12 protein-coding genes are annotated in these 14,750 nt (G+C 65.7%); 4 read left to right on the top strand and 8 right to left on the bottom strand.

Annotation, left to right across the window (positions count from 1 at the left end; translation table 11 throughout):
* Positions 1-61 precede the first annotated feature (61 nt).
* Positions 62-1,477, bottom strand: a complete 1,416-nt coding sequence (locus LVJ94_32740) for a sigma-54 dependent transcriptional regulator (protein WXB01672.1) — start codon at positions 1,475-1,477, stop codon at positions 62-64.
* Between the two features lie 246 nt (positions 1,478-1,723).
* Here LVJ94_32740 and LVJ94_32735 point away from each other — a divergent pair, with 246 nt between their 5' ends.
* Entirely contained in the window at positions 1,724-2,905 is a 1,182-nt protein-coding gene (locus tag LVJ94_32735; GenBank protein WXB10767.1) for an MFS transporter, read from the top strand.
* 690 nt (positions 2,906-3,595) lie between these two features.
* On the opposite strand, the gene LVJ94_32730 is transcribed toward LVJ94_32735, so the two are convergent.
* The 3 genes from LVJ94_32730 to LVJ94_32720 all read right to left on the bottom strand — a co-directional run bounded on the left by LVJ94_32730 (position 3,596) and on the right by LVJ94_32720 (position 7,150).
* Positions 3,596-4,504: a hypothetical protein gene (locus LVJ94_32730; protein ID WXB01671.1), complete on the bottom strand. Its 909-nt coding sequence runs from the start codon at positions 4,502-4,504 to the stop codon at positions 3,596-3,598.
* An 18-nt stretch (positions 4,505-4,522) separates the two neighbouring features.
* Positions 4,523-5,995 (bottom strand): hypothetical protein, encoded by a 1,473-nt coding sequence (locus tag LVJ94_32725; GenBank protein ID WXB01670.1) that lies wholly within the window; start codon positions 5,993-5,995, stop codon positions 4,523-4,525.
* 405 nt (positions 5,996-6,400) lie between these two features.
* Positions 6,401-7,150, bottom strand: coding sequence for a hypothetical protein (locus LVJ94_32720; protein WXB01669.1), 750 nt, complete (start codon positions 7,148-7,150; stop codon positions 6,401-6,403).
* A gap of 82 nt (positions 7,151-7,232) precedes the next feature.
* Between LVJ94_32720 and LVJ94_32715 the strand changes: the two genes are divergently transcribed.
* Complete coding sequence (locus LVJ94_32715) at positions 7,233-8,117, top strand: LysR substrate-binding domain-containing protein (protein ID WXB01668.1); 885 nt, start codon at positions 7,233-7,235, stop codon at positions 8,115-8,117.
* Here LVJ94_32715 and LVJ94_32710 read toward each other — a convergent pair.
* The 4 genes from LVJ94_32710 to LVJ94_32695 all read right to left on the bottom strand — a co-directional run bounded on the left by LVJ94_32710 (position 8,102) and on the right by LVJ94_32695 (position 12,354).
* A complete protein-coding gene (locus LVJ94_32710; protein WXB01667.1) occupies positions 8,102-10,066 on the bottom strand; it encodes a hypothetical protein in 1,965 nt (654 codons plus the stop codon). The genes LVJ94_32715 and LVJ94_32710 overlap by 16 nt on opposite strands.
* Positions 10,063-10,998, bottom strand: a complete 936-nt coding sequence (locus tag LVJ94_32705) for an ABC transporter ATP-binding protein (GenBank protein WXB01666.1) — start codon at positions 10,996-10,998, stop codon at positions 10,063-10,065. Before LVJ94_32705 ends, LVJ94_32710 begins: the two co-directional genes overlap by 4 nt.
* Positions 10,995-11,405: a GntR family transcriptional regulator gene (locus LVJ94_32700; protein ID WXB01665.1), complete on the bottom strand. Its 411-nt coding sequence runs from the start codon at positions 11,403-11,405 to the stop codon at positions 10,995-10,997. Before LVJ94_32700 ends, LVJ94_32705 begins: the two co-directional genes overlap by 4 nt.
* Positions 11,406-11,505: 100 nt before the next feature.
* The gene (locus LVJ94_32695) at positions 11,506-12,354 is read right to left on the bottom strand and encodes an oxidoreductase (GenBank protein WXB01664.1); all 849 of its coding nucleotides are present in this window, start codon (positions 12,352-12,354) and stop codon (positions 11,506-11,508) included.
* A gap of 109 nt (positions 12,355-12,463) precedes the next feature.
* On the opposite strand from LVJ94_32695, the gene LVJ94_32690 reads away from it, so the two are divergent.
* Both LVJ94_32690 and LVJ94_32685 read left to right on the top strand, forming a co-directional pair.
* Positions 12,464-13,360: a LysR substrate-binding domain-containing protein gene (locus tag LVJ94_32690; protein ID WXB01663.1), complete on the top strand. Its 897-nt coding sequence runs from the start codon at positions 12,464-12,466 to the stop codon at positions 13,358-13,360.
* A gap of 50 nt (positions 13,361-13,410) precedes the next feature.
* The gene (locus LVJ94_32685) at positions 13,411-14,748 is read left to right on the top strand and encodes a cytosine permease (protein ID WXB01662.1); all 1,338 of its coding nucleotides are present in this window, start codon (positions 13,411-13,413) and stop codon (positions 14,746-14,748) included.
* Positions 14,749-14,750: the final 2 nt, after the last annotated feature.

Here is a 14,750-nt window from a genome sequence, read left to right as displayed (position 1 = left end):
TCGCTGGCAACGAGGCCCGCCGCGCGTTCACGAGCGGCGGGTGACGAAAGTCGTTAGCGGTTTACGTCAGCACGCCGTAGCGACGAAGTTTGTCACGCAGGGTCGAACGCGGGAGGCCGAGCGCGCGTGCGGCACCGCTCAACTTGCGATCGGACTCCTGGTACGCTTGGAGGATCAGATCGCGCTCCATGTCGCGCAGTCGGGGCCGATCGGCACCCTCGGTGGCCATGCGGGAACCACTGGGCGGCGCGGCCTTCACGGCAGGGAGCGCGACGCTGGCGGAGATGCACGGGTAGGCGCCGCTGCTCGATGCTTGCCTCAAGGGAGCGATGGCCGCGAGCACGTCCGCCTCCTCGACGACGGAGCTGCGCGAGAGGATCGCCGCACGCTCGACGGTGCCGCGCAGCTCGCGCACGTTGCCTGGCCAATCGTGGAGCCGGAGGCGTGCGAGGGCCGTTTCGGAAAACCGTGTGACGGGAATCCGATGACGATGCGAGAACCTGCGCAGAAACGCCCGCGCGAGCAGGGGGATGTCCTCCGTGCGTTCGCGCAGCGCCGGCAGGACGATGGTGAATCCCGCCAATCGATAGAGCAGATCGGGACGGAGCATCAGCTCCAAGTTGCCATTCGTGGCCGAGACGATTCGCGCTTGGAGCGGCAAGTCTCGCGTGCCGCCGACGCGTCGAAAGGTCCGCGTCTCGAGAACCCGCAGCAATTTGCTTTGTAGGGGGAGGGGCATATCGCCGACCTCGTCGAGAAATACGACACCTTGACCGCCTGCTTCCAAAAGGCCCGCCCGAGGTCCGCGTGCCCCCGTGTAAGCGCCCGCTTCGTGCCCGAAGAGCTCACTCTCGAACAGGTTCTCCGGAACGGCTGCGCAATTGATGGCGACGAACGGTGCTCCGGGGGGCGCACCGATGCGGTGGATCGCTTCCGCCACGAGCTCTTTTCCCGTGCCGGTTTCGCCGAGCACCATCACGGAGATGTCACGGTAGGGGCCGATGCGCCGGATTTGTTCGCGCACCGACTGCAGCGCGGCTGAATCCCCGATGATTTCCGAGTCGAGCACCGCGGCCGACTCCTCCCGCAGGAGAATGGCTTTGACGTCGTGAACGAGCGGCTCGAGGTCGGCGGACGCGTAGCGCTGGATGGTCTTTCGGGTCTCACCGTTTCGCACGAAGAGCGAAATGGCGTCCTGATGGAACATGGCGGCCATCATCGAACAGCCGTCGCACGGCGCGTGCGGAATGGCGCACATGCCTGCGGTGTGGTCGACGATCTTGAGGGCGTATCCTGGCGCTACGAGGATTTCTTTGGCACACGCCGCATCCGAAGCGACACTGAGGTCGCTTCCACATTGGGCGACGGCGGTTTCGATGCGCTCGATGAGTTCGGTCGACGTCGAGATCAGCCCGACACGGTTGCGATGGGAAATACGCGCATCTTCACGCCAATCGCGCTGACTATCGTTCGACATTACACCCCCAAGCGAACGCGCTTCGATGAAGCGCCGGGAAGCCTATCACGAGGTCCGTATTCGATGTAACTCCGCGCGCGGCTTTCGCCATGTCGAAATGCGTTTCTCCGGCATGCCTCACGAAAATCGACACGTCATCGGCTATGATCCGCTGGAGATACGCCGCAGGGTATACCGGTTGCTCGTGAGGATGGAACCTTGATTCAGACCCAACTCGCAACGCTCTATTTCAGACTCTTCGCGCAGATGTTACCGGCCACCCTGGTCACTCCAGCGATCCGTCCGTTATTTGTCAGTCACCATGCTGGCGACGAAGGCGCAATGCATGCGTTCATGGCGATGAATATGCTCGGCGGCGCAATCGGTGCGCCGCTACTGGGGCGCGCGGACGACGCGTTAGGAAACCGACGTGCGTTACTCGTTTTTCTCACGATGGTGGATGCGGTGCTGCTCGGTGCGTTCGCGTTGCACGTACCGACGTCGGTGTTGTTGGTGCTCAGGACGGTGGAGGGCGCCGCACACGTGGGTGCTGCGTCCATTCTCATGGGCGATGCCGCGGTGTACTCGAAGAGCCACGGCGGTCGAGTCATGGGTATGGCTGCCCTGGCCGTGGTTCTGGCGATTGCGTGCGGAAGCTTCTTCGGTGGTTTGCTTTTGACTATCGACGCGCGCATGCCCTTCGTCGTGGCGGGCATGCTCGCGTTGTTCGTCGCGCTGAGTACACGCGAGCGTCCTGCCGCGCAGCGCGCACGCCGCCCGAGCGCGGGATCGTTCACGTCGCTCCTTTCGCGCGAGCCCGAGCTGTGGGTGCCGCTCGGTGCGGCCTTCGTCGGTCGCTTCGTGATCGGTTGTCTGGTGGTGACGTTTGCGCTCTTCGCCCATCGCGCTCACGGCTATTCGGATAAGACGATTGGCTTTCTCTTTTCACTCGTCACCGTGCCGTTCGCTCTCGCGTCGTACCCTGCGGGGCGCTTGCTCGATCGCATTCCGCGCGCGGCGATGCTCGTGGGCGGAGCGCTGCTCTGCGCGGCCGCGCTCGCGGGGCTCGGATGGGTACCGCGCAATGCGATTGGCGTAAGCATGCTGCTCTTCGGCATCGGCTCGTCGATGATCTTCGTGCCGGTGATCTTCTACGGCGCCCAGGTCGGCCAAGCCTCCGAGCGCGCGACCGTGATGGCGCTGGTCCACGGCGCCGGCTGCGTCGGGATGCTGCTCGGCCCCACGGTGGCCGGCATCGTCTCGGCGGTGGTTCGGCGCAACACCGATGCCGTCACGGGCTATCGGGCCGTGTTCCTCGTCGCATGCGGCGTGACCCTCGGCTGGGTCCTCGCCAGCGCGGGCGTCCTCGCACGCCGGATGCGCGAGGAGGCCGCCGAGCTGCGGCGCATTCCCGAGGAATCACCGCGCTCCTGCGACAGCAACGGCTAGCGGCCACTCTCGGCGTTCCGGAGGGAGTTCACAGGAAGACGGGAAGACGGGAAGTTTTTTTGATTGCGGGAACTGTGACGAGAGGAAACCCAACGATTTGGTCCGTGGATTGGGTTCGCCAGGAGGGCATGGCGTCGCCATCGTCTTTCTCGAGGGCGAGGGAGGGGCTCGTGCGGTGTCCGGGACAGGGGGCCGATCGTCCGGGACAGGGCACGGCGCATGGAGTTGCGCATTTTTCGGCCGGATGCGATTGGCACTGCGTTGGCAATGCGTCGGGCAGGCCTTGGTGCGTGGTGTTCCGGACTCCACGCCCGCAAGGTCGCAGACTGAGATGATGGGTTGCCACAAGGTACGATCGGGAGGCAACAGCCCTCCATGTGCCCGTTGACGCGCGGAGCCACCCCTACGGGGGTCCAGCCAGCGGGAACCACACGCGGAGCGGTGACGGGAGGCGCTGTGGGCGCGGACCGGTAGCCGAACACCTCGTTGGGGAAGCAGCAAAAACTGCTCGCATCTACCGGAACTTTTCTACCCTCATTTTTTGTCTGGCAGAGAGAAGGCCAGAAGAAGCACGTGTGAGGTTGCGCGGAGCGCGCGATCACGCACCCGTTTGTCCCGCCCCTGCGCCTGGTGGTGCTTTCATCCCTTGCGCGACGTGGCGCGATTCAGCTCGAGGACTCGCGTCCGCTCCTAGCGCGCCTCGTCGGCGAGCGTGCGGAGCTCGGCCAGCATCGTGTCGCGCTTGGCGATGGCGGCGCGCTGCGCCGTGAGCGCGTTCTCCAGCTCCGCCACCAGCGCATCCCGCTCCTCGAGCTCGGCCACGAGCGCCGCGACGCGCTCGTCGTCGTTCGGCGGCGCTTCCTCGGGAACCTTGGCCGCCAGCGCCTGCACCAATTCTCGCTCGAGCTGCGAAATACGCGCTTCGCGCACGTCGATCATGCTCGACACCTTGGCGAGCTGCTCGTCGTTGGCCGCCTTGTCCTGCAGAGCCTTCGCATTCGCCTCATCGAGCCGGCGCTGCAACTCGTTCTTCTGCTGCAAGTGCTGCGCGGACCGCGCGGTGGTCTCGTCGAGCCCCCGCTGCAGCGTCGCTCTTTCTCGACTCTGCTGATCCATGGCCTTTTTGGCATTGGTGAGCTCGAACCGCATCTTCTCCAGCTCCCGCTCGCGGGAGGACAGCGTGGCCTGAATCGAGATCAGCGCACCGGCTTGTTCGACGAGCTCCGCCTCGAGTTTCGCACCCGCGGCTTCGGCGGTGCGGATGCCCTCTTCGAGCTCGATCCGCGTGACCGCCGCGTGGGCAATGGTTTGCGCGCGCTGCTCGAGTTCCGCCTTCGTCCGCTCGAGTTGCTCGCGCAATTGCTGCCGGTCCCGCCCCTCGCGCACCCGGTCGCGTTCGAGCTTCGACACCGTATGCCGCAGAAGGTCCTCGCGCTCCCGCGTTTCGCGCTCGCGCTCGACAGCGTCCGCCGCACGCCTTTCCACGGCGGCGAGCCAGCCTTGTTTGCGGAGCGTGTCCACCATCATGCGCCCCGTCCACCCGAGCTCCTTCTCGAGGGACTCCACGCTTTGAAACGTCGCTGCATCCTCCTCGGACATACCCCGCTTCTCCCTTCCTCAGTCCAGTGGCGAGACGCTCGACTGCTCGAGCAACCGGCTTGCCATCTGCGAGCGATCCGTAGCTTCCGCGTTCGCGCAGCGTTCGAGCTCGACGTGAACCGCCATGGTCAGCTGTGTGTCGGACTCCAACGCGAACCATAGCGCCTGCGCCAAGCGCACGTGCTCCGTCGACGTGGGCCGTACGCGAATGAGACCATCGAGCATCGACTCGGCCGTCGCTCGCAAGGGGGCATCGCCGGATTGGACGTCCCCGTAATAGACGAACCCCGCACCCGACGCCGCCAGCAGCGCAGGATCGGCGATCAGCACAATCGAGTGCGTGTGCGCAATGCGCAGCGACTCCGCCAGCGCCTTCCCCAGCGACTCGAGGGTCTTCACCCGCGGAGGCGCTACCGCCAGCGCCTCTTCGAACGTCGGCAGCGCCGGCCCGATCGACCAGAGCCAAAAGCGGTTCTCGTTCGCAATCACGGCGAGCGTCGTCTCCTCCGGGCACAGCGTCCCAAGGCGCACCTTCGTTTGCGCCACGGCGAGCATCTGCGTGAGCGCCTGCTCGGCGCTCGAAAACGGCTCGCCCGAGGCCTCCAGCGAGAACCCGGCAATGCGAAAGAGCGCACGATTTCCCGTATTCGGCAACGCCTCCACCTTCGCGATGGTGCAGGCCGATTCAATCGCCTGCAAAGTCGCGCGGCCCCGCGCGGCCGGCCACACGTACCCATGCGGAACGCCCGCGTGGGGGAGCGGCAGGCCCGTTTCGGCATGCACCGTGGCCGGCGCCCACGTTCGTGCATCGCGGTGCCGCGGTCGTCGTGCACTTCCGAGAGGCTTCAACGTCGCCACCAGCTCCTCCGGGCCATCGTTGGGACGTTCCAACGCATCGATGCCCTTCGTGAGCACGAGCTGCTGTGCGATATCGGCGGCGGCGCGGATGGCCACCACCGCGGTTTCCCGCACACCCACACCCGCGATCGCGCGGGCCGCAACGACCGGAATGTCGCGGCCCAGATCGAGCTCCTCCGCGATCCATTCGGGCGCCAGCGCGTCCGCCGCATCCTGCTTGTTCGCCTGCACCACGATCGCTCGCGGGCGGGCCGCATCGCAGTAGCGCGCGCGAAAAATCTCGAACGAGCGCTTGGCTTCACGCACACCCGCCGACGTGCTGTCGCAGACGAACACCAGGACGTCCGCCGTCTCGACCAGGTGCCAGCGCCGCTGGGCCAGCAGCGATTGACCCGGGACGGTGAGAAGCTGACAGCGCAAGCCGTGGCCCGCAATGACGCCCCCGTCGAGGTGCAACCAATCGAAATAGAGGGTGCGCCCATTCTTCTCCTCGGGCACCAACAACTCCCCGCGCCGCAACGTCGTGAACGCGGCCGCGAGCTGTGCCACGTTCGTCGTTTTGCCCGCGTGTGCGGGCCCGTCGTACACGAGTCGAACGAGGATCTTCTGCAGCTTCGGATCGAACCAAACCATGCGTACCCGGCGGGCAGTGCAACGCACGTTCCGAGGTTGCGATCGCTCGGCCTGCCCGCGCCACCTCGCCGGATCCCGCGCCCGGTCGTCGAAGATGGACGGTCTCTGGCGGATACCGCCATCGCGCCGAGCGGATTCTTACATGCCGGTCCCGGCCATTCTTGACGATTCGCGCATTTTGATTGAACGCACCGCGGGGTGTCCGGGCACGCAGGGACGAGATGTTGCGTTCCTTGGCGGTTTACACCGGAATTTTGAGTCTTGCGCTGACGACCGCCTACGCCGGCGGTCTCGCAGCGCGTTCCAGCGGCCCATCCGACGACGGCCCTCGTCGCGCCTCTTCGTTGTCACGCGCCTCGGAAGAGGCAGCGTTTTCCGGCTTCTTGCTCGACGGTGCGGCGATGGTCAGCGTGAAATCACATTGATCGCGGCCGTGGCGACGAACGCCATGGCATACGTGGTGACCAATGCGCCCGGCGTGAGCCATGCGCCGATGACCGCGAAGAAGCCCACGGTCCCGATGGAGGAGCCGACGACACCCGTCAGAAAGGTTCTCACGGCACGGTCGCCGCCGCGCGCGTGCATGAAGACGGCGACCACCGCCGAGAGAACCGGCAAGGTCGAAATGACGCCGCTGGACCTCGGCCCGAGCTGCTCGGCGGCGGCGGTCAGCCCAACGACGATGCCCGTCGCGAGCGCGATGCGCGCGGGAAGTTCCCAATGCGCGGCCGGCGGCAAGGCCGTCACCACCGCGTCTTCCGAGCGCGCGAGCATCCAGCGCACCGCGATCAGCATGGCCAATGCCGCGATGGACAAGGCGCCCAGTGTACCGGACGCATGCTGTAGGAGCACGGCCGCCACGAGAAACCCACCGAGTCCGCAGGCCAGCGCACGAGGCCACGTCGCGCGGCGCGAAGCCCACGCGTAGGCGCCGCAGAAGGCCCCCACGCCGCCCAAGCCGGCGAGCGCACCGGGCGCCGCCCCCGACGCAAACCGCGGCCCGTTGCCCACGGCCAAGAAGAGCGAAATGGGACCGGAGACCACCGGCAGTCCCGTCACGATGCCCGACACGCGCGGACCGTAGCGGCGCGCAGTCCATGAAACGAAGACGAGCAAGAGGGGCATCAAGAGCAACTTCAAAGCAAGCGCGGACATGGGTCGTTTGCGCATAAGATGGGAGCGCGGCGCTTCGGGTCCAATAGATAGATCGGACCGTTCGAGAAGCGGCGCTTATCAAATGGTCGAACTCCGTCATTTGCGTTACTTCCTAGTCCTCGCCGAGGAACTTCATTTCGGGCGCGCCGCGCGCCGCCTTCACATCGCGCAGCCAGGTTTGAGCCAGCAGATTCAAGCCCTCGAGCGCGAGCTCGGTGTCGAGCTGGTGGATCGCAGCCGGCGCCGCATGCAGCTCACCGCCGCGGGGCGCACCTTCTTCGAGGAAGGGCGCCGCGGCATGGTGCAACTCGAGCGGGCCATCGATCTTGCGCGGCGTGCGGGACGCGGTGAGGTGGGCCGGCTTTCGCTGGGCGCTGCAGAGTCGGCGACGTACGCCATCCTACCGAGCTTGCTTCGTGCCTACGTGCGCCGCTATCCGGACGTCGATCTCGCGGTGCGGGAGATGTCGTCGGGTGTGCAGCTGGCGGCGCTCGAACGCGGTGAGATCGACATTGCGTTCATCCGCACGCCGGTCGAGATCAAGGACTTCGAAACGATGCCCTTGACCGAGGAGTCCATGGCCCTGGTGCTGCCCGAGGACCATCCGCTGGCGCGCAAGCGCATGGTGCCGTTGACCGCACTCTCGAACGAGCGATTCATCTTGCATCCCACGCCCGCGAGCGGTTGGACCGAGTTCATGTACGCCGTCTGCCGGCATGCCGGATTCGAACCGCGGATCTCGCAATCGGCCAGCGAGACGACGGTGGCGGTGAGCTTCGTTGCCGCCGGCCTCGGCGTGACCTTGGTGCCGGAGAGCCTGAGCGATGCGGCCCGTCGCCCCGGCGTGGTCACGCGCCCCGTGGCCTCGCCGGTGCCGAACACACAGCTCTTGGTCGTCTACCCGCGCGAGGGGCTACCGGAGACCGCGCGGGCGTTTCTCGAGATCGTCCGTCAGTGGGAGCGGTAGGTTGCCGCGGGCGTCATGCCCATATCCAACTCGAAGATCTCCGTCCCATCGTGCGACGAACGCGATGCAGGCGCTTTGCAGTGCTCGCACGCAGCGTGTTCCAGGATGCGCAGGCGTCCGCACCCGCCGCATCGAGCGCGCGCCGGCCAGTCCAACAGGGCCAAGGCGAGCATGATGCCCGAGGGGCCGAAAACGAGTCCGAGCGCGCCCCAGAGGACCGTCCGTCCGCGATCCATCGCATGGCGCTTGGCGATGAACCCATTGGCCATGGCCGAGGCCACGCTGGCGCAAAGCCCGAAAAGAAGGAAATGGCGAATCCACTCGCGGGAGAAACCCAACGACGTGTCCGCGGGCAAGAGGAAGCCCACCGGCAGTGGAAAGAAGGCGCCGTACCAAGCGTGGTGTGGCGTGGGTGACCACGGCGGATCCTGCAGCGCAAACTCATGGCGCGTTCGCACGGTCCCGTCGGGGCGATACTGGACGAAGACAGCCTGGTTCGAAGGAGATTCGTACTTGACGGTACGGACGCCGCCCAGAAGGGGACCGATTTCGATCTTCTGGACGGGTGTCACGTCGAGCGGCACGCTGAAACGCTGCTCGCCGCCCTCCAAGATGACCACGTGGTTCGTGGTCCAGACGGCCACCTCGCGCGTCCAATTTTGAGCCCACACGGGCTGCGCGTCCACGATCTCTTCGCCGGGCAACTCCAACGCCAAGGTGACCTTGCCGTGGGAGAAGTCGAGCCTCCAGAGCTTCGAGCGCTCGAGGGCGAAGCCGAACGTGTCGTTCGAGGTATTGACGAATTGAAAGCGTACGTCGGGGGAAAAAGGACCAAGTCTCGCGATTTCGCGCTTCGTTCGCTTGTCGTAACCCACGAGAAGCCCTTGGCTCTTGATCTCGTACCAGCGCGTCGATTCCTCCTGCAGTTCGAAAATGTAGCGGATATAGGTCTCCGGGTTCCGGTACCCCAAGCGTCCGCCCCACTCTGGATGCTCCCGTCGAGGGTAAAGCTGGGAAAGGGGAAACAGGGGGTGCAAAGGCTCCGCGGCGTAGGGCTTGCTCTCGGTCCCGAGGTCGGGCCTCGCGCGGCCCGAAAGATCCGTGACCTCGCGCCTCGTGTGAACCTGCCGGACGAGAACGATGTCTCCATCCTCGGTGAGTTCATGGAACTCTTTTCCGGGCCGTCCGCCGTCGTCCACGAATTCGAAGCCCCTCAGGTAGGTCGAGCCGATGACCAAGGTCACGGTTCCGAAGAACCCGATTCCGAGGAGCACACCCGCACCGAGCGCCACGCGTGCCGCGATGGGGGTCGAGCGCAAGACGCCGGCCCGAATGAACGAGCCCCACGCGGCCACCCCGAGCAGCGCGGCGCCTGCCGCGACCACCGCCGTTGCCTGCCAAAATTGGGGGACGGGCAACGCGGCGGCGTGGATGGCGGCCGCACCGCCGACGGGGAGCAGCCGACTTCCGTGCCAGCGCACGGACCGCACGCCTACGAGCATGCCGGCGAAATAATAGCCAATGCCTGCAAGGATATCGACGACGGCCGGGAGCATCAGGGCCGGAGCGTACGGGCTCCCGAGGCTACCAGGCAGCGATACCCAAACGACGGCGGCGGCCAACGGGAGCCCCAGGGCGAGCAGGTAGAGCGCGATCCCCGCGAGCATCTTTCCAAAGAAAATGCGCGTGCGTGAAATGGGGCGGTGCACGAGCAGGGCCCAGGACCCATTTCGCATTTCGGGAAGTGTTTGCAGGATTCCGAATCCCAGTCCGCCGATCGCGCTCGCGAGGACCGTGATCATTTGAAATCCTTCGCCGGACAGGCCTTTCCATGCGCCTTCGCGCCCCGTGTGGGACAGCGCCAACGCCATGCCCGCGGTGGCCATCAAGGTCGCAGCCAACGCCGTTTTGGCTTGATCGCGAAGCTCCTTGGCAAAAATACCCATCATGATGCGACCTCCTGATCGTGCGGCTCGTGCAGCAGAAAGTGACCCACGCTCGCATCCCCGATGTACGCGAGGAGGGAATCCTCGAGCCCCATGGGCAACTCCTCGACCGCGCGAGGATGGAGAGCCCGAAGAGGCGGCGGCAGCGTATCGCCGTTCGATACGACGGTGGCATGGAGCTCGGACGGGCGCACGGCGACCCCGACGAGCCCCGGGAACAGCGACAACCCCGGTGGCTTGCCGTCGAAGTGCAGAATGTATTTCCGAACCTGCTTTTGAAACGTATCGATGGTGCAACACGCGCGCAGGGAGCCCCCATCGAGCACGCCGAGGTAATCGGCCACGCGCTCCACATCCGCCAAAAGGTGCGAGGAAAAAAGAACCGTGCGGCCTTCTCCGCGGCTGAAATGAACGAGCGCCTCGAGGAAAGCCCGGCGCGCAATGGGGTCGAGCCCCATCATGGGGTCGTCCAGTACGAGCAAATCTGGACGCGTGGCGAGCGTGAGGCCGAGGCAGACGATGGCTCTTTGACCTCGCGAAAGATGAATCGCCTTGGCGCGCTCGTCGATGGAGAAGGCCTCCAGGATGGCGCGGAAGGTCTTCTCGTGCCATTTCGCGTGGTACCTCGCCTGGAATCCCGCGTGCTCCTGCACGGTCATCCGACGGTGCACCGGGTGCCCCTCGGCAAGGTAACCGACGCGGGCGCGCACCTCGGGCGGGAGTCGTTGGCTGTCCGCGCCCAAAAGCTTCGATGCGCCACGCGTGGGCTCGATCAATCCGAGCAGCGTGCGAATCGTGGTGCTCTTTCCCGCGCCATTGCGCCCCACGAGTGCGAAGGTCGACCCCACGGGGATTCTCAGGGAAAGATCGCGCACGGCGACCTTTTGACCGAAGATGCACGTGACGGTGTCGAATTCGACGGCGATGTCGGTCATTTGCGTTTCCCCTTTTCCGCACGCCCCCAGAGGAGGCCGAGTCGTTCGTCGATCGCGCGATGGATCTCCTGACTCGAATATCGAAGGAAGACGGCTTCCCGCAGGAACTCTTCGAGCGCATTCTCGAAACGAAGCCGGCGCTCCGCCGCGCTCCACACAGGACGCTCGGGCGCTACGAACATTCCACGCCCCGCGCGTGATTCGACCGTGCCATCTTGGCAAAGCTCGGCATAAGCCTTGGCGATGGTGTTGGCGTTCACCACGAGCTCCTCGGACAGAGCGCGAACGCTGGGGAGGGGATCGCCCGGGACGACGACCCCCAGCCGGACCGCCATGCGCACCTGGTCGACGATCTGCCGATAGATCGGTGTGTTGGAACCAGGGGAGATGCGAATGCGCAAGGTCACGTCGAGCCGCCTGAATGAACTGTACTATGTGACCTAGTACGGATGTCGAATCAAATCGATTCCCCGTTTGGAAGAAGAATCGCCGCCGGCGGAAATTGATTCATTTGGGAAAGTCGGTCGAGACGGCCACGGCGCGCCATGCGGCGAGTTCGCGGGCGACGAAGGCGTTCTTCTCTTCGATGGCGGCGACGGTGTCGCTTCCCAGCGGAAGTCGAAGGGGCGGCGCTTTGGAACCGGCCAGTTCGACGATGGTGCGCGCGAGGCGCACGGGATCGCCCGGCTGCTGCAGGCTGACGCTCTTCGCGCGACTGCGAACCATGCCAGACGTCTCCGCGTAATCGGATATGGTCGCTGCCGTTTCGACGACGGAGTTCGACTCGAGGAACTCCGTGCGGAAATACCCGGGCTCGATGATGGTGACGCCGATGCCCAGCGGCGCGAGCTCACCGTGAAGCGCCTCCGAGATGCCCTCCACCGCGAACTTGGTGGAGCAATAGATGCCGAACCCCGGCCCCGAGCGGTAACCGCCCACGGACGACAGGTTCAAAATGAGCCCCGCGCGCTGCCGGCGTAGATGCGGAAGCACCGCGCGCGTGACGGCGAGGAGGCCGAACACGTTCGTCTCGTAGATGCGCCGCACGTCGTCGCCCGGCGTCTCCTCGACGGCGCCGATGATCCCGTAGCCGGCATTGTTGACGAGGACGTCGATGCGTCCGTACCGCGCGATCGCCGCCTTCACCGCGGCGGCGACCGAGGCCTCGTTGGTGACGTCGAGCGCCACCGGCAAGAGCGCATCCGATGCACCGAAGCGCTCGCCAATTTTCCGAGGATCCCGCGCCGTGGCGACCACCGTGTCGCCCGCAGCGAGCGCCGCTTTCGTGATCTCCGCGCCAATGCCGCGCGATGCACCCGTGATGAACCAAACCCGCTTCGTGTCGTTCGTTGTCATGGCGATCTCCCTCTCTTTGGACGAGGGACAAGATGCGCCTTTCACATTGCGAAGAGAATGCATTGAATGGTGTATGCCTTTTGAATCAATGGTTCATAATCGGGCGGCCATGACCGATTCCCTCGACGGCCTTTCCTCCTTTCTTGCGGTGGCGCAGCACAAGAGTTTCACCGCCGCCGCCTCGGAGGTGGGGGTCACGCCCACGGCGATGAGCCAGAAGATCAAACTGCTCGAGCGCCGCCTCGGCGTCGTGCTCTTCCAGCGGACCACGCGGCACGTGGCCCTCACCGATGCGGGCCAAACGCTTTTCGATCGGCTGCGCCCCGCATTGCGCGACGTGGAGGAGGCGCTCACGGCCCTGAGCGATTACCGCGGCCGGCCTTCGGGCAAGCTTCGCCTCACCGCCCCGCGCACCAGCGGCTGGCTCATCGCACCCCTGGTGGCGCGGATGCGCGAGGCCTACCCCGAGCTCACCGTCGAGGTCTCACTCGACGACGCCTTCGTCGACCTCGTCGCGTCGGGTTTCGATGCGGGCATCCGCCTCGGCGACGCCGTCGAAAAGGACATGGTGCGCGTTCCCATCACGAAGCACTCGTCCTGGTCCATCGTGGGCTCGCCCGGGTACCTCGCCAAGATGGGGCGCCCGTCCAAGCCGGAGGATTTGCTCCAGCACCAGGCCGTTCGCCAGCGCATGATGGCGACCGGCGTCGTGTACCGCTGGGAGCTCGAACGGCGAGGGAAGGAGATCACCATCGACGTGCCCGGCGGCATCGTGGCCAACGACATTCGCCTCATGGTGGCCCTGGTCTGCGAAGGCTGCGGCCTCGCCTACGTCCCCGACGAGGAAATCGAAGACGATCTCGCGGCCGGCCGCGTCGAGCGCGTTCTCGAGTCCTTCGTCACCAAGGGCCCCGGCATTTGCCTCTACTTCCCCGAGCGCACCCAAGAGCAACCGAAGATGCGCGCCCTCATCGAGACCATCAAGCGCCTGCGGCCGTCGCGTTGAGGCGAAACTTCGTCGATCGCTTTCATGATCGCCCATCGTACGATGGTGCCGTGCCCGAGATCGAGACACGGTCCATCGACCCCATCCCGGCGCTCGAGCGGCATGGCCACCCGCGCAGCCTTTTCGCCTTGTGGTTCGCGGCCAACATGCAGATCACCTCGGCCATCACCGGGGCGCTCACCGTGCTCGTGGGGCTGCACCCCATGTGGGCCGTCGTGGCCATCGTCCTGGGCAATGCCCTCGGCGGCGTGCCCATGGCCCTGCACGCGGCCCAAGGACCGAAGCTCGGCGTTCCGCAGATGATCCAGAGCCGCGCCCAATTTGGCGTGTACGGTGCGGTGCTGCCGCTGGTGCTCGTGGTCATGATGTACCTCGGCTTCTTCGCCAGCGGCAATGTGCTCGGGGGCCAGGCGGTGGCGGGGCTCACCCATTTGCCGATGGATATCTCCATCGTGCTGTACGCGGCCTTCACGGCGGTCGTCGCGATCGCGGGCTACCGGCTCATTCACCGCTTTGGTTGGCTGGCCTCGGGGCTGTCGGTCATCGTCTTCGTGTACCTGTCGATCCGCCTCGTCACGGGGCACGATGTTGGTGCGCTGCTGTCGGGGGCGCACTTGGAATGGCCGCCATTCCTGCTCGCCTTGTCCCTCACGGCATCGTGGCAGCTGACCTTCGGGCCGTACGTCGCCGACACCTCGCGCTACTTGCCCGAGGACACGTCCGTGCGTGCCACGTTCTGGTGGACCTACGGTGGCACCGTGCTTGGGGCCGCGTGGGCGATGTCCTTTGGCGCGCTGGCGTTTGCGCTGGCGGGCAAGGCCTTCAAGGGGCACGAGGTGGCGTACGTCGTGGGCCTGGGAGGGCCCTCGCTCGCCGTGCCGCTGCTCCTCTCCGTGGCCCTGGGCAAATTCACGGTCAACGTGCTCAACGTCTACGGTGGCTACATGTCCGTCGCGACCACGCTCACCGCGTTCTCGGGGCGCGCCGTGCTCTCGCAGAGGGGCCGCACCGGCTACGTGCTGGCCGTGGCCGTCGTCGGGGCCACCTTGGCCGTGCTCGGCCGCGGCGACTTCCTGCGCAACTTCATCTTGTTCCTGGAGTTCTTGCTCTACTTTCTGACGCCGTGGTCGGCCATCAACCTGATGGACTTCTACGTCGTGCACCGCGAACACTACGACGTGCCCGCGCTCTACGATGCCGCGGGCCCGTACGGGCGCTGGAACGTGCGCGCCCTTGGTGTCTACGTCGTGGGGGTGCTCGTGCAGATCCCCTTTGCCAACGTGCCCGGTGTGTTCACCGGCTGGCTGGCACCGTGGATGGGGGGCGCGGACATCGCGTGGCTGTTGGGCCTGCTCGTGCCGGCCGTGTTGTACCGTGTCACAAAGTAAGC

Source organism: Sorangiineae bacterium MSr11367 (genome assembly GCA_037157805.1).
GTDB classification, from domain to species: domain Bacteria; phylum Myxococcota_A; class Polyangia; order Polyangiales; family Polyangiaceae; genus Pendulispora; species Pendulispora rubella.
The sequence above is the reverse complement of the archived record's forward strand: the minus strand, read 5'-3'. Positions and strand labels throughout refer to the sequence as shown.

Excerpts from the sequence above, each read along its gene's own strand:
- LVJ94_32695 (WXB01664.1), bottom strand. The coding sequence starts at position 12,354 with ATGACAACGAACGACACGAAGCGGGTTTGGTTCATCACGGGTGCATCG.
- LVJ94_32735 (WXB10767.1), top strand. The coding sequence starts at position 1,724 with ATGTTACCGGCCACCCTGGTCACTCCAGCGATCCGTCCGTTATTTGTC.
- LVJ94_32725 (WXB01670.1), bottom strand. The coding sequence starts at position 5,995 with ATGGTTTGGTTCGATCCGAAGCTGCAGAAGATCCTCGTTCGACTCGTG.
- LVJ94_32705 (WXB01666.1), bottom strand. The coding sequence starts at position 10,998 with ATGACCGACATCGCCGTCGAATTCGACACCGTCACGTGCATCTTCGGT.
- LVJ94_32740 (WXB01672.1), bottom strand. The coding sequence starts at position 1,477 with ATGTCGAACGATAGTCAGCGCGATTGGCGTGAAGATGCGCGTATTTCC.
- LVJ94_32710 (WXB01667.1), bottom strand. The coding sequence starts at position 10,066 with ATGATGGGTATTTTTGCCAAGGAGCTTCGCGATCAAGCCAAAACGGCG.
- LVJ94_32715 (WXB01668.1), top strand. The coding sequence starts at position 7,233 with ATGGTCGAACTCCGTCATTTGCGTTACTTCCTAGTCCTCGCCGAGGAA.
- LVJ94_32720 (WXB01669.1), bottom strand. The coding sequence starts at position 7,150 with ATGTCCGCGCTTGCTTTGAAGTTGCTCTTGATGCCCCTCTTGCTCGTC.
- LVJ94_32730 (WXB01671.1), bottom strand. The coding sequence starts at position 4,504 with ATGTCCGAGGAGGATGCAGCGACGTTTCAAAGCGTGGAGTCCCTCGAG.
- LVJ94_32690 (WXB01663.1), top strand. The coding sequence starts at position 12,464 with ATGACCGATTCCCTCGACGGCCTTTCCTCCTTTCTTGCGGTGGCGCAG.